General features: G+C 71.7%; 13 protein-coding genes and 1 pseudogene. 6 read left to right on the forward strand and 8 right to left on the reverse strand.

Features of this window, described 5'->3' with window-relative positions:
• Nucleotides 1-16: 16 nt before the first annotated feature.
• The 5 genes and pseudogenes from ACU6WZ_RS27790 to ACU6WZ_RS27810 form a co-directional block, all read right to left on the reverse strand.
• Nucleotides 17-979 carry an IS3 family transposase gene (locus tag ACU6WZ_RS27790; RefSeq protein WP_447029527.1) on the reverse strand — a complete coding sequence of 321 codons (963 nt, stop codon included), beginning with the start codon at nucleotides 977-979 and terminating at the stop codon, nucleotides 17-19.
• 62 nt (nucleotides 980-1,041) lie between these two features.
• A complete protein-coding gene (locus ACU6WZ_RS27795) occupies nucleotides 1,042-1,425 on the reverse strand; it encodes a hypothetical protein (protein WP_434593092.1) in 384 nt (127 codons plus the stop codon).
• Nucleotides 1,426-1,480: 55 nt separating this feature from the next.
• Nucleotides 1,481-1,861: an nSTAND1 domain-containing NTPase gene (locus ACU6WZ_RS27800; RefSeq protein WP_447030922.1), complete on the reverse strand. Its 381-nt coding sequence runs from the start codon at nucleotides 1,859-1,861 to the stop codon at nucleotides 1,481-1,483.
• A gap of 53 nt (nucleotides 1,862-1,914) precedes the next feature.
• Nucleotides 1,915-2,463 (reverse strand): annotated as a pseudogene (locus ACU6WZ_RS27805) (helix-turn-helix domain-containing protein); the annotation flags it as partial.
• A 110-nt stretch (nucleotides 2,464-2,573) separates the two neighbouring features.
• Complete coding sequence (locus ACU6WZ_RS27810) at nucleotides 2,574-3,902, reverse strand: MFS transporter (protein WP_447030923.1); 1,329 nt, start codon at nucleotides 3,900-3,902, stop codon at nucleotides 2,574-2,576.
• Nucleotides 3,903-3,973: 71 nt separating this feature from the next.
• On the opposite strand from ACU6WZ_RS27810, the gene ACU6WZ_RS27815 reads away from it, so the two are divergent.
• Nucleotides 3,974-4,996, forward strand: coding sequence for a GlxA family transcriptional regulator (locus ACU6WZ_RS27815; protein ID WP_447030924.1), 1,023 nt, complete (start codon nucleotides 3,974-3,976; stop codon nucleotides 4,994-4,996).
• 71 nt (nucleotides 4,997-5,067) lie between these two features.
• A complete protein-coding gene (locus ACU6WZ_RS27820) occupies nucleotides 5,068-5,340 on the forward strand; it encodes a type B 50S ribosomal protein L31 (RefSeq protein ID WP_447030925.1) in 273 nt (90 codons plus the stop codon).
• 19 nt (nucleotides 5,341-5,359) lie between these two features.
• On the opposite strand, the gene ACU6WZ_RS27825 is transcribed toward ACU6WZ_RS27820, so the two are convergent.
• Nucleotides 5,360-5,707: a hypothetical protein gene (locus tag ACU6WZ_RS27825; protein WP_447030926.1), complete on the reverse strand. Its 348-nt coding sequence runs from the start codon at nucleotides 5,705-5,707 to the stop codon at nucleotides 5,360-5,362.
• A gap of 207 nt (nucleotides 5,708-5,914) precedes the next feature.
• Here ACU6WZ_RS27825 and ACU6WZ_RS27830 point away from each other — a divergent pair, with 207 nt between their 5' ends.
• Nucleotides 5,915-6,115: a hypothetical protein gene (locus tag ACU6WZ_RS27830; RefSeq protein ID WP_447030927.1), complete on the forward strand. Its 201-nt coding sequence runs from the start codon at nucleotides 5,915-5,917 to the stop codon at nucleotides 6,113-6,115.
• 228 nt (nucleotides 6,116-6,343) lie between these two features.
• Here the strand turns inward: ACU6WZ_RS27830 and ACU6WZ_RS27835 are convergent, their stop codons facing one another.
• Nucleotides 6,344-7,366 carry an iron-containing redox enzyme family protein gene (locus ACU6WZ_RS27835; RefSeq protein ID WP_447030928.1) on the reverse strand — a complete coding sequence of 341 codons (1,023 nt, stop codon included), beginning with the start codon at nucleotides 7,364-7,366 and terminating at the stop codon, nucleotides 6,344-6,346.
• Nucleotides 7,367-7,594: 228 nt separating this feature from the next.
• Between ACU6WZ_RS27835 and ACU6WZ_RS27840 the strand changes: the two genes are divergently transcribed.
• The 3 genes from ACU6WZ_RS27840 (at nucleotide 7,595) to ACU6WZ_RS27850 (ending at nucleotide 11,807) form a co-directional block, all read left to right on the forward strand.
• The gene (locus ACU6WZ_RS27840; protein WP_447034289.1) at nucleotides 7,595-7,849 is read left to right on the forward strand and encodes a CDGSH iron-sulfur domain-containing protein; all 255 of its coding nucleotides are present in this window, start codon (nucleotides 7,595-7,597) and stop codon (nucleotides 7,847-7,849) included.
• A gap of 121 nt (nucleotides 7,850-7,970) precedes the next feature.
• The gene (locus ACU6WZ_RS27845; RefSeq protein WP_447034290.1) at nucleotides 7,971-10,202 is read left to right on the forward strand and encodes a serine/threonine-protein kinase; all 2,232 of its coding nucleotides are present in this window, start codon (nucleotides 7,971-7,973) and stop codon (nucleotides 10,200-10,202) included.
• A gap of 24 nt (nucleotides 10,203-10,226) precedes the next feature.
• Nucleotides 10,227-11,807 carry a phytoene desaturase family protein gene (locus tag ACU6WZ_RS27850; RefSeq protein ID WP_447030929.1) on the forward strand — a complete coding sequence of 527 codons (1,581 nt, stop codon included), beginning with the start codon at nucleotides 10,227-10,229 and terminating at the stop codon, nucleotides 11,805-11,807.
• A 14-nt stretch (nucleotides 11,808-11,821) separates the two neighbouring features.
• Here the strand turns inward: ACU6WZ_RS27850 and ACU6WZ_RS27855 are convergent, their stop codons facing one another.
• Nucleotides 11,822-13,585, reverse strand: coding sequence for a serine hydrolase domain-containing protein (locus ACU6WZ_RS27855; RefSeq protein ID WP_447034291.1), 1,764 nt, complete (start codon nucleotides 13,583-13,585; stop codon nucleotides 11,822-11,824).
• Nucleotides 13,586-13,615: the final 30 nt, after the last annotated feature.

The following is a 13,615-nucleotide window of genomic DNA, read 5'->3' on the forward strand; positions in this document are numbered from 1 at the left end:
TGAGACGTTTGTGTGGCTATGAGGCTTGTGGTTCGGGTTCCCTGCGTTTTGCGGGGTCGTTGATCCACGCTTTCTGAGGTATCTCGGGTGGTCTGGGGCGGCGGGCGAAGCGTTCGGGGTGTTTGTCGTATGCCTCGGTGAGGGTGACGGCTCGCTGGTCGCGGACCTGCTCGGCGGTGCCGAAGTGGGCGGAGGCGGGCGTGTGGTAGCCGATCCCGGAGTGCCGATGCTCGTGGTTGTAGTACGCGATGAAGGCGTCGAACCAGTCGCGGGCGTGGGTGAGGGAGTCGAACCGTTCGGGATAGTCGGAGGTGTACTTCGTGGTGCGGAAGTACGACTCGATGTAGGGGTTGTCGTTGCTGACTTTGGGGCGCGAGTGACTGCGGGTGACGCCGAGGTCGATCAGTAGTTGGGAGACCTTCTTGGAGGTCATCGAGGTGCCGCGGTCCGCGTGGACGGTCTCGGGCACGATGCCGCCGCGTTCGATGGTCTCGCGGATCAACTCCTCGGCCCGGTCGGCCGATTCGGCTATCTCGACGGTGTGGCCGACGATGTACCGGCTGAAGATGTCAATGATCACGTAGGCGTGATACCAGACGCCCTTCCCGGGCCCGGCCAGCTTGGTGATGTCCCAGGTCAAGACCTGCGAGGGTGCGGTTGCGACGAGTTCGGGGACGGTCTTGGCCGGGTGGGCGGCCTGGCGGCGGCGTTCGCCGCTCTGCCCGAACTGCTGAAGGATTCGGTACATGGTGCGGACCGAGCAGTGGTAGCGGCCGGCGTCCAGTTCACGCGCCCAGATCTGGGCCGGGGCCAGTTCGGCGTAGGGGGCGCTGTTCATCAGCCGCAGGACACGATCGCGTTCTTCGGCGCTCAGGGCAGATACCGGAGTGGGGCGGGGCTGTTTCGGCTTCGGCTCGGCCGGGTGCAGGAACCGGTGGTGGGTGGCGCGCGAGCGTCCGGTCAGCCGGCAGGCCGCCACGATGCCGACGTAGCCTTTCAGCGCGTCGACGGCCTGGGCGAGCTGGGGTTCGACGGCGTGTTTCAGTCCGCGCTCTCGGAGATCATTTCCAAGAGCTTGTGTGCTTTTCCCAGCACTTCCAGCGCGGCGTCGCGCTTTTCCACCTCCTTCTCCAGTCGGGCGATCTTGCGGCGTAGCCGGTCGTTCTCGACCGCGTCCGCGGACTTCTTGGGCCGGGCCGGGCTGGTCCGCCGGTCGACGAGCTTCTCCAGGGCGCCGGCGTCCCGGGCCTGGCGCCACTCCTGGATGTGCGAGTGGTACAGCCGCTCGCGGCGCAGGATCGCACCGCGCTCACCAGGTGCCTCGGCGGCGTCGTATTCGGTGACCATCCGCACCTTGTACTCGGGCGAGAAGGTACGGCGCTTCGGCTTCGGGGCCGGGTCGGCAGCGGGGTTCGTACTGGTCATGGGGGTGGTACTCCTGTTCGCACCCTCTCAGACTAACCCGGCATAACGGGATGTCTCACCCAAGGGTGGCAGGGAGGGGTTCGTCCCCGGTCATCGGGCCGAGTGCGAAAAGCCCATGCGAGAAGACGGCCGCCAGGTCCGGGTGGTCGAGGCACCGGCCGGTGAAGTCGGCCCGTACGCCCAGCACCACGACGGCGGGCGCGGGCCGGTCGCCGACGCCCTTGGCGGGGGAGGCGAGTGCGGCGAGCGCGGCGATGTAGGCACGACGCTCCGCTTCGTCGGCGCACAGGGTGAAGGCCTCCTCGAACTGGTCCACCAGCAGCACCAGTCGCCCCGTCGCCAGCAGCGGCCGTACGCCGTCGGCCAGCCCCCGGGGCAGGCGAGCAACGACTGAGGGCCGGCCCCCGTCACCGCCCCCACGGCCTCGGTGACACACCGCCACAACTCCGCCAGCGGGCGCGCCGTGGGCGTGCACACCACCACCGGCCAGGCGCGCGAACCCGGCAGCGGAAGCGTGCCGCGCCGCAGCGCCGGCACCAGACCGGCCCGCAGCAGCGACGACTTGCCGGCGCCCGAGGAGGCGACGACGGCCAGCGGCCCGCTGCTCGCCCGTTCGGCGAGCCGCCCCACCAGCTCCGCCGTCGCCCGCTCACGCCCGAAGAACCAGGGCGCGTGCTCCGTGCCGAAGACGGCCAGGCCGCGGTAGGGGCACACGGCGTCAGCCGGATCGGGCGTCGGCGCAAGCATCGGGGCGGGTGCAGCGGCAGGGGCGCGGGCGTGGGCAGGGGCGAGGGTGGCCGGGCGGCGCGCGGGCGGTACGTCGGGCACCAGCCGCACCAGGGACCCGCCCGCGTCCAGTGCCTCGTCGCAGCGCCGGGCCACATCGGGCGTCGGTGGCTTCCCGCCGTTCTCGATCTTGCTGAGGTAGCCCTTGCTGTAGTGGACCGACCGGGCCAGCGCTGTGAGTGAGATGCCCCGCTCGCCGCGCAGCCGGCGTAACTCTTCCCCGAAGGAGCTGGCGCCCCGTACCCCGTTCATGCGAGGCACCGTACAGGCGGATTGAGGAGGGTTTCCTCATGTACTAACGCTTTTGCCTGAATCCGGTGCCCCGTGGTGTGCCCGCCCCGCGCGACGGGTAGGGAGGCCGGTCACGGGCGGGCCTGCGGGCGTACGACCATCAGCGCCAGCAGTGCGCCCGCCCCGCACAGCGCGGCCACGCCCACCCACATCGGGTCGTACGAACCGAACGTCTCCCGGGCGACGCCACCGGCGAACGCGGCCAGACCGGCGCCGAGTTGGTGCGCCGCCCCCACCCACCCGAAGACGATCGCGCTGTCCGCGCCGTACAGCTCGCGGCACAGCGCGAGAGTGGGCGGCACCGTGGCGACGTCGAGCAGTCCGAACACGACGACGAATGCGACCAGCGGGGCCCCCACCTGCCCGGTGAGCAGCAGAGGCAGGGCGAACAGCGTCAGGCCGCGCAGTGCGTAGTACGCGGCGAGCAGACGCCGGGGATCGACCCGGTCGGTGAGGCGGCCCGATCCGACGGTGCCCGCGACGTTGAACACGCCGATCGTGGCGAGCAGCGACGAGGCGACGGTGACCGGCATGCCGTGGTCGTGCGCGGCCGGCGTGAAATGGGTCCACATGACGCCGTTGGTCGAGGCGCCGCAGATCGCGAACGTCACCGCCAGCAGCCAGAAGGGACCGGTCCGCGCGGACCGGGCGAGCACCCGCACCGTGCGCCGCGCCGCCCCGGCGACGGGCGCCGGCCGAGCAGCGGGCTCCCGGGCCCCGTACGCCGGCACACCCGCGTCGGCCGGGTGGTCGCGCAGCCAAAGGAGCACGCACGGCAGGACCACCAGCGCCACCACCGCAAGCGTCATAGTCGCCGCCCGCCACGCGTGGCGCTCGACGACCCAGGACAGCAACGGCAGGAACGCGAACTGCCCGAACACGCCCGCCGCCGTGAGGACACCGGTGACCAAGCCCCGGCGGCGTACGAACCACCGGTTGGTGACCGTCGCGGCGAACGCCATCGCCATGGACCCGCAGCCGGCGCCGACGAGGACGCCCCAGGCGAGCACGAACTGCCACGGCTCGGTCATCACCGCCGTGCACAGCGCGCCCCCGGTGACGGCCGCCAGCGCGCAGCCCACGACCCTGCGCATCCCGAAGCGGTCCATCCACGCGGCCGCGAAGGGGGCGGTCAGACCGTAGAGCACCATGTTCACGGACGCGGCGAGCCCTGTCGTGGACGCCGACCAGCCGAACTCCCGGTGGAGTGGGCCGACCAGCAGCCCGGCCATGGTGGTGAAGGCGCCCGCCGACGCGATCGCCAGGGCGGCCACCGCGGCCACCGGCCAGGCGCGGTGGAGTCGTGGCCGTCCGCGCTGCCGGGGCCGCCCGTGCTGCCGTGCCCGCCGTGCCGGCCGTGCCGGCTTTCGCTGTTGTGCACTCTCCGTGATCCAAACCATGACCCCGACCCTGCGCCTGCGGGCCGCAGCGAACCAGTGGCGAGATAGACGCGGTGTGAAAGAATCTCGCCATGTCTGCTTTTCAGAGCGCAGGAAACGGGCGGCACCGGGTCGCCGTTCTCGTACGCGACGGGCTGCTCACCATGGAACTGGGGATCGTGCACCGGCTGCTGCGGCAGGCCGTCTCGCCGGCCGGGGAGCCCCTGTACGAAGTCCTGACCTGCACACCTGAGCCCGGCGACGTACGCACGGACGCCGACGTCACCGTCCATGTCGCGCACGGTACGGACATCCTCGCCGAGGCCGACACCGTGATCGTCCCGGCCTCCGACGAGGACTACTCGCCGCGCGCCGCGCCCTGTCTGCCACCCCGGCTGGCCGCCTCGCTCGCCCGGATCAGGCCCGGGACGCGCATCGCCTCCATCTGCACCGGCGCCTTCGTCCTGGCGGCGGCCGGCCTGCTCGACGGCAAGCGCGCCACGACGCACTGGCGTTCGGCGGCCGACCTGCAACGGCTCCACCCCGGGGTGCGCGTCGATGCCGGCGTGCTCTACACCGACGACGGCAATGTGCTCACGTCGGCCGGTGTCGCCTCCGGGATCGACCTGTGCCTGCACATGATCCGCTGCGACCACGGTGCTGCGGTGGCCAGCGAAGTGGCCCGCGGCACCGTCGTACCGCCGCACCGCGACGGCGGGCAGGCCCAGTACATCCAGCGCCCTGTCACCGTACCCGGCGAGTCGTCCACCGGGGCCGCCCGCGCGTGGGCCCTCGCGCACCTGGACCGGCCCGTCAGCCTCGCCGAACTCGCGGACCGCGCCGCGATGAGCACCCGCACCTTCTCCCGGCGCTTTTGCGCGGAGACCGGGCAGACCCCCGTCCAGTGGCTCACCGCCCAGCGCGTCGACCTGGCGCGCAGGCTCCTGGAAGAAACGGACCTGCCCGTCGACCGGGTGGCCGCCGCGGCCGGGTTCGGCACCGCGGTGTCACTGCGCCAGCATCTGCACGCCGCGCTGGGGGTCCCGCCGAGCGCCTATCGCGCCACCTTCAGGGGCGTGGCCGCGACGGATGCCGACGGGCGCCGTCCGGCATAGCCTGGGAAGGCCGTGAGCGAAGGCCTTGATCGAAGGCCTTGAGCCCGTACGGCGAGGCTAAGGAGCCGAATGTGAAGCCGGACGCCAGCGTCTGCTGCCAGCAGGTGGGCTTCAGGGACCGGGCCGCGGGATACGCGTTCCTCACGTCGACGGCCGGCAGCGAGAACACGATCGAGTGGGACGACGGCAACACCTACCCCGTCGTCGATGTCGAGATCTCCTCGGAAAGCCACCCGTTCTACACCGGCAAGGCCAGGACGGTGGACACGGAGGGCAGGATCGCGCAGTTCGAGCGACGGTACGGGCAGGACGGGCCGGGCGGTGAGGACCGGCCGTCGGCCTGACGGGCGACGGGCTCCGTTTCTACGGTGCCTCCACCGTCCCGTCCAGACCCAGCTCCGTCTCCGGAACCCCGAGCCCTTGCTCCAGTTCGTCGAGTTCGGCGTCCAGGCCGTCGAGCTCGTCGTCCTCGTCCCCGTCGACCGGCGCGTCCGGATCCACGTCCGGCTCCTCCTCGGCGAGCAGCTGGTCCAGCGACTCTCCCCGATGGGCCTCCTGAGCCGTGTTGCCGAAGGATTCCGCGGGCGACCACTGCTCGGGAGGGGTGATGCCCGCGTCGAGCGGGTCGTAGTCGAGGTTGTCGCTCTCCAGGGTGTCCTGCGCGTCGAGAACGCCGTCGTCCTCGGGAGGAACCGTGTTCTCATCACTCATCTGTCCCGCTCCCTCCGTGCCGCTCCCGGCCCGAATGGGCTGCTCCCCTGTTGCCCACGCTCCCGCAGGCGAGCGCTCGGCGCATCCGGAAGGGGGCAGCTTTCCGGCGTTCGGAGCGTTCGCGGGAACGCTCCGAGGAGTTCAGCGGATGCGGTACGGGTACGCGCGCACCAGAATGCCGACTGATCGACGAAACAAGGAGGCGGTATGAGCGAGGAATCCGTTTCGAGGCCGAACCCGTCGCAGGTCACCCCCGACAGCCTGCTGCACACAGGCGCCACCGACGACATCACCCCGGAGGATCTAGTGCTCGCCTCGGGGCGCGACGTGACTCCGGAGACTCTCGAGTGGGCGCGGCGCAGGCTGGAGAAGGAGGGTCGCGCGGCGATCGACACCCAGCTTCCTTGAGCGGTGCGGCGAACCCGCACCGCGGCACGCACAGAAGGAGCCGGCCTGCCGCTCGGCGTCACGGGCGCTCCCGCGCCCGTGACGCGGGAGCGAGCTGTCTGGTCGGGAGTCGGCCGGCCGGAATCAAGAGTCCGATGCGGGCCGTCTTGAGCGAGACCCTGGCACTGGCCGGGGACGGTAGCCGGACGTCCGCCTCCTCGACGCCGTGCGTCGTATCAGCGCCTCATGTCAGCGCTTTATGTCAGCGCCTGGTGTCAGCGGCTCGGGCGCGCCGGGCCGCAGCGAGCTGCGGCCCTCCCGCCAGGCGCCCAGCACATGTCCTTCCCACCGCGATTCCAGCAGCACGCTCGCCCGGACACCGAAGGCCACATCTGCGCTCAGCTCCGGCTCCGCGGCCAGCAGAGTTCCGATCACGTCGCGGCGCATCACCTGCTCGTGCACGGCGTCCGCCTCGATGTGCTCGGTGAAGAAACGGGTGCACTGCTCGCCCGCGCCCAGCCGCTCCAGCGCTTTGGCCATCCGCCGCGCGCCCGGCGGGGACGTGATCTCCAGGGTGGCGAAGTTCCCGACCAACGCGCCACGCAGGGCGCGGCGCAGACCGAAGAGCGACATCACGTTGACGGTGGCGAGCGTGACACCGGGCGCCCACATCAGATAGCGGCCGTACGAGGCATCGAGGCCCGCGCCCGCCATCAGGACGGCGAACAGCCTGGCGTGCACGAGCTCGCCTCGGCCGGCCCCGAACTCGTCGAACTCGACCGCCACCAGCGAGGCCTTGGCCTGCCCCTCCAGCCGGGGTATCACCCAGGCCTGCGGGTCGGCCTCCTTGAGCTGGTAGAGCGAGCGATGGGCCAGATACTCGCGCATCTGTTCCCAAGTGCCGTCGTGCATCAGATGGTGCGACACGCCGTGCCCATCGACCGGCTCGGTGAGCAGCGCGTCCAGCTCGGCGGTGACATCCTCGCCGCCGGAGTCCACCGCCCGCATCCCTTCCAGGAACGTGTCCTCCATCGCGCCGCGCAGCCGCAGCAGGTCCAGGTCCCATTCACGGGAATCCGGCACACCACTGAAGCCCCGGTAGTGCATCTCGTATGACATGTAGAGAGCCAACTGGAGATCGTCCCCGAAAGGTTCCGCGGCAGCGGCCTCGTCCAGGGGCAGGCCGTTCGCGGGAACGGATCCGAGCAGCAGCTCACGTACGGCGCCCGACAAGACGCCCCGCGACGGGGGAAGTTCAGCGGTGCCTGTCATGCGTCTGCTGCTCCTCGGGATGCGTCAACTGTTCCACGGTACGAAGGGGCCGCACCGTCGACCTGATCCTTTCCAACCCACCGTACGTCTCCTCGCCCGGCGGCGTACCTTCGAAGACCACCGCGGTGCCCTACGGGCCCGTGATGCGCCGGCCCGCCGCGTGGCCGGTGGCCAAGGGTCTGGTGCACCCGGACGAGACGGAAGAGGAACTGGTGGTCATTCGTGCGCATCGAACCTGAGAGGCCCGACTATCCTGAGAGGCCCGACTGCGAGGCGGCGCCGGAGGGCCGAGCCCGCAGAGTCGTCGTCGACCCGCAGGGGCCGGTGCTGATCGAGGGGCCGGTCGAGATCGCCATGCCTGACGGCACCACCGTCCGTTCCGACCGGTTCATGGTCGCCGTGTGCGCCTGCCGCCGCAGCCGGTGCTACCCCTGGTGCGACACCAGCCACCGCCGCAGGACCGGTCCGTCCATGGATTCCTGAAGCCCGGAAGAGCACGCTCCCGCCCGTGCGCGCCCCCCGCCCCGTACACACCCCACGCGCGGGCGGCCATACTGGACGCGCCGGGGAGGGCGCAGTGGATCGACGGGGGCGACAGGACGAGATGGCGGCGGAGACCAGGCTGATCCAGGGCCGGTACCGGCTGCTCGATGTGATCGGGCGCGGGGGCATGGGCGAGGTGTGGCAGGCCCGCGACGAGTCGCTGGGCCGCCGCGTCGCCGTCAAATGCCTCAAGCCGATGGGGCCGCAGCACGACGAGACGTTCACTTCGGTACTGCGTGAACGCTTCCGCAGAGAGGCGCGCGTCGCCGCCGCGCTGCAACACCGCGGCGTCACCGTCGTCCACGACTTCGGTGAACACGAGGGTGTGCTCTTCCTCGTGATGGAGCTGCTCGAAGGGCGCAACCTCAGCCAGCTCCTGGACGACAACGCGGCGCACCCGCTGGCCGTCGGCGATATCGTCGACATCGCCGAGCAGGTCGCCTGGGCCCTCGCCTACACGCACGAACAAGGGATCGTCCACCGCGACCTGAAACCCGCCAACATCATGCGGCTCACCGACGGCACGGTGAAGATCTGCGACTTCGGCATAGCGCGCCTGGGCGACGACATCGGCGTCACGTCGCGGCTCACCGGCACCGGCATCGCCATGGGCACCCCGCACTACATGTCGCCCGAGCAGATCGGCGGAGTGCACGTCGACCATCGCAGCGACCTCTACTCGCTGGGGTGTGTGCTGTACGAGATCGCCACCGGCGTACCCCCCTTCGACCACGACGACACCTGGGCGGTCCTCGTCGGCCACCGCGACACCGTGCCCGAGCCTCCGCGCACCCACCGGCCGGAGATACCGGATTTCTTCGACCGTGTCGTCCTCGACCTGCTGGCCAAGGAGCCCGACGACCGGCCGGCCGACGCCAAGGACCTGGCACGGCGGCTGACCTCCGCACACTCCGCCGGCCCGTTCGCCGTCTCCGCCGGCGGCGCGGCTTTCCCCGCGCGCTCCCCGCGACTGCCTTCCTGGACCCGCGGCATGACAACCGGCCACAAGGCGAGCGGTACCCGGGCGCTCCCGTCCACACCGCCCGACCACTCGGCGGGCCTCACGGGGGAGTGGACCACCGGCGTCGGCATGCGCGCCGTCGCCGCACTGCCGGCAGCGCCGCGCCCGGAGCGCGACACACCCCCGCCCGAGGTGCCGGCCGCGCTCACCAGCAGGCACAAAGCGGGCCTCAGCCTGGGACGCCTGGGCCGCTGGAACGAAGCGGGCGAGGTGCACCGCGCGGTCGCTGCCGAACGCGAACACGTCCTGGGTCCCGACCATCCCGACACCCTCGCCAGCCGCTACGAGGTCGGTTTCACCCTCAGCAGGACCGGACGCCCCGCCGACGCCCTGCGCGAATTCGGGGTGGTGGCGGACGGGCGGGAGCGCACCATGGGCGCCGACCACCCCGAGACGCTCGCCGCACGCCAGGAGACCGCGTACGTGCTCGGGCAGCTCGGCCGGCACCTCGACGCACACCAGGTGTACGCCGCCGTGCTCGCCTCCCGGGAACGCACCATGGGGGCCGAGCACCCCGACACGCTGCGCTGCCGGCACAACCTGGCGTTCAACCTGAGCAGGCTGGGACGGCTCGAGGACTCCCACCGCATGGCGCACGACGTCGCCGAGGCACGCAGCAGGGTGCTCGGCGCGGCGCATCCCGACACACTCGTGACCCGTTACGAAGTGGCGTACGCACTCGGTCAGCTGGGCCGCTGGGCGGAGGCACTCCAGACGTACCGCGACGTCGCCCGGTCCCGCGCGCAGGCGCTCGGCGCCGACCACCCGGACACCCTGGCCGCCCGCTACGAGGTCGGCATCAGCCTCGGGCGGCTCGGCAGCAGCGCCGAGGCACTGGAGCTCTACCGGGCTCTCGTCGACGACCGGACCCGGGTGCACGGCCCCACCGACCCCGAGACGCTGCGCGCGCGGCACGGCCTCGGCGTCAACCTCGGGCGGCTCGCCCGCTGGGAGGAGGCCCTGGCCGAGGCCCGTGACGTGGCGGCCGTCCGCGAACGCGTGCTGGGCCCCGAGCACCCCGACACGCTCGTCAGCCGCCGCGAGGTCGCCGTCGGCCTCGGTCGGCTCGGCAACTGGCCGGACGCGCTCACCGTCTACCGGCAGGTCGCCGACGCCCGCGAACGGGTGCTCGGCGAGGACCACCCCGAATCCCTCGCCAGCCGGGGCGACGAGGCCCACTGTCTGGAACAGCTGGGGCACGGCGCGCAGGCCGCCGGAGTGCACCGGCGAATTGCGGCACTGCGCCGCCGGCGTGCAGCATCGGACCACTGAGCCGACCGACAGGAGCGCGAAGCCATGCCCGCGCAGGACAGCTATGACGCCGTGATCGTCGGCGGCGGCCACAACGGCCTCGTCGCCGCCGCCTACCTGGCCCGCGCGGGACGCTCCGTGCTCGTACTGGAACGGCTGGAGCGCACCGGAGGCGCGGCCGTGTCCACCCGCCCGTTCCCCGGAGTCGACGCGCGGCTCTCGCGCTACTCGTACCTGGTGTCACTCCTGCCCCGGAAGATCGTCCGAGACCTGGGACTGAACTTCGCCGTACGCAAGCGCACGGTCTCCTCGTATACCCCGGGCGAGCGTGGCGGGCTGCTCGTCGGCGGCGGAACGGACCGTACCCGGGAATCGTTCGCGCGGCTCACGGGAAGCGACCGGGAGTTCACCTCCTGGCAGGCGTTCTACGGTGTGATGCGCACCGTAGCGCAGCGTGTGTTCCCGACGCTCACCGAGCCGCTGCCCACCCGCGAGTCCCTGCGGGCACGGATCGGTGACGAAGCGGCCTGGCGGATGCTCTTCGAGGAGCCGCTCGGCGTGGCGATCGAGAAGCACTTCGCCGACGACCTGGTGCGCGGAGTGGTCCTCACCGACGGTCTGATCGGCACGTTCGCCGACGCCCACGACCCCACGCTGCTCCAGAACCGCTGCTTCCTCTACCACGTGATCGGGGGCGGCACGGGCGACTGGGACGTGCCGGTCGGCGGCATGGGGGCGCTCACCGACGCCCTGGCCGGTGCGGCGCGGTCGGCCGGCGCGGAAATCGTCACCGGCCACGAGGCGACCCGTATCGACGCGGACGGCAGCCACGCCGAAGTGTCGTTCCGCAGCGGGACGGGTGAGGGCACGGTTGCCGCTCGTGACGTTCTCGTGAACGCGTCCCCCGAGGCGCTGGCCGCGCTCCTCGGTGAAGCGCCCCGCGAGGCGGCCGAAGGGGCACAGTTGAAAGTCAACATGCTGCTGAGTCGGCTGCCCCGCCTGCGCGACCGATCCGTGGACGCCAGCGACGCGTTCTCGGGAACGTTCCATGTGGCAGAGGGGTACGCACAGTTGGCCACCGCCTACGGCGAAGCAGCCGCAGGGCAGTTGCCGAGCTCACCGCCGTCAGAGCTCTACTGCCACTCCCTGACCGACCCCTCGATCCTCGGTCCTGAGCTCGCCGCCCAGGGCTTCCAGACCCTCACCCTGTTCGGCCTGCACACCCCTGCGCGTCTCTTCGCCCACGACAACGAGGGCGCGCGCACAGCTCTGCTCGCGGCGACCCTGGCCCAGCTCGACACCTACCTCGAAGAGCCCCTCGCCGACTGTCTCGCCCTTGACGCGCAGGGCCGCCCCTGCATTGAGGCGAAGACCCCGCTCGACCTCGAAGAGGAACTGCGGCTGCCCGGGGGCAACATCTTCCACCGCGCACTGTCCTTCCCGTACGCCTCCGAGCCCTCCGAGCCCTCCGAGCCCTCCGAGCCCTCCGAGGCCGGCCCTGCCGGGCGGTGGGGCGTGGGGACGGGGCACGCCCGTGTGCTGCTCTGCGGCGCGGGAGCCGTCCGAGGCGGCGGAGTCAGCGGCGTCGCGGGCCACAACGCGGCGATGGCGGTCCTGGGCCGCTGACCCCGGCCCCGCGATCAGTCCTCGGACGCGACCCAGCCCTGGGCCTCGATGCGGGCGGCGTCCGCGGGCCTGGCCTCGTCGAAGAGGGTGCGGCGGCCGTCGTCGACCCGCAGTCCGTGGACGTACGCCCCACGCCCGACATACAGGGTGTCCGTCGCGTACCGCCAACGCAGCCGCACCTCGCGCTCCCGCCACGCCCCCAGGTCGGCGGACAGCCGGTGCCACACACGCCCCGACCACCCGGTGACGGCGCCCGCCGGGTGCTCCTGCGGCTCCTGCCCCTTGCGCAGGGTCGTGAACGGCACCGGATACCAGGTGGCTCCCGCGTCCGCCGACGCCTCCAGGAACAGCCGGTCGGCCGAGGGCTCGGTGTCCCACCACAGCGAGCAGTGCAGCCCGGCAGGTTCGGCGGTGGGGGTGAGGGCGGGCAGCGTGAGGGTGGCCGTGGTGGCCGACGCCATACCGGAGAACCAGGCGGTACGGCCGTGGGTGGGGCGCACGGGAACGGCCCGCGCCATGTTGTTGGCCGCCGCCACGCGCGGGGCGCTGCCCGAGCGCCAGCTGCGCACCGGATGGACCGAGTTGCCGAGGACGACCAGGAACGAGTCGGTGGACGGGTCCAGCACCAGGCTGGTGCCGGTGAACCCGGTGTGACCCGCGGTTTGCGGCGTTGCCATCGCGCCCATGTACCAGTGCTGGTAGAGCTCGAAGCCGAGCCCGTGCTCGTCGCCGGGAAAGGCCGTGTTGAAGTCGGTGAACATCAGCTCCACCGACTCGGGTTCCATGATGCGCGCCCGGCCGTACGCCCCGCCGTTGAGCAGGGTGCGGGCGAGGACGGCGAGGTCCCAGGCGTTGGAGAACACCCCGGCGTGGCCCGCTACCCCGCCGAAGCTGTACGCGTTCTCGTCGTGGACCTCGCCCCACACCAGGCCCCGTTCGAGCCCGGACCACGGCAGCCGGGCGTCCTCGGTGGCGGCCGTCTTCGCCTTCCAGTCGGCGGGCGGATTGAAGCGGGTGCGGTGCATGCCGAGCGGCGCGGTGATCTCGTCGTGGAGCAGGGCGTCCAAGGTGCGACCGGTGATCTCTTCGAGCAGCAGCTGGAGGGAGATCAGATTGAGGTCCGAGTAGAGGTACTTGGTGCCGGGCGCGCTCGCTGGCTTCTCATTCCACAGAAGCCGCAGCTTCCCCTCCCAGGTGGGCTCCTTGAAGAGCGGAATCCAGGAGCGGAACCCCGACGTATGGGTGAGCAGCTGACGCACCGTGACGTCCTGCTTCCCGCCGCCCGCGAAGTCCGGGAGATACGCGGCGACCCTGCCCTCCAGCTCCAGCGCGCCCCGCTCGATCTGCTGCACGGCGAGCATGGACGTGAAGAGCTTCGAGACCGACGCCAGGTCGAAGACCGTGTCCTCGGCCATCGCGATCTGCTGCTCCGGCGGGAACTCGACGGCCCTGTCGGTCTTCTCGTCGTACGCCGAATAGCGCACCGCGGAGCCGATCGCCCGGTGCAGCGCCACCGTGCCGCCCCGCCCGGCGAGCAGGACCGCGCCCGCGTACCAGGGGTGCTTGGGGGACGGGCCGAGATAGCGCTCCGCGTCCGTGACGAGCCGCTCCAGGGGGCCGCGCAGCAGCCCGGCACGCTCCGGTGACCCGCGCCGCAGCGTCCTGCGCCCACCGCCGGGACCGTCCGCCGCCGCAGACCCGCGAGCCGCTGCCTCCGAAGCGGCCGAAGCCCGCCCGGCGGCCAACGGCGCCAGCACCAGGGCGCCGCCCAGCGCCATGATGCCGCCGCCCAGCCTGCGCCGGCTGAT

The sequence above is a fragment of the Streptomyces hypolithicus genome, from assembly GCF_052934925.1.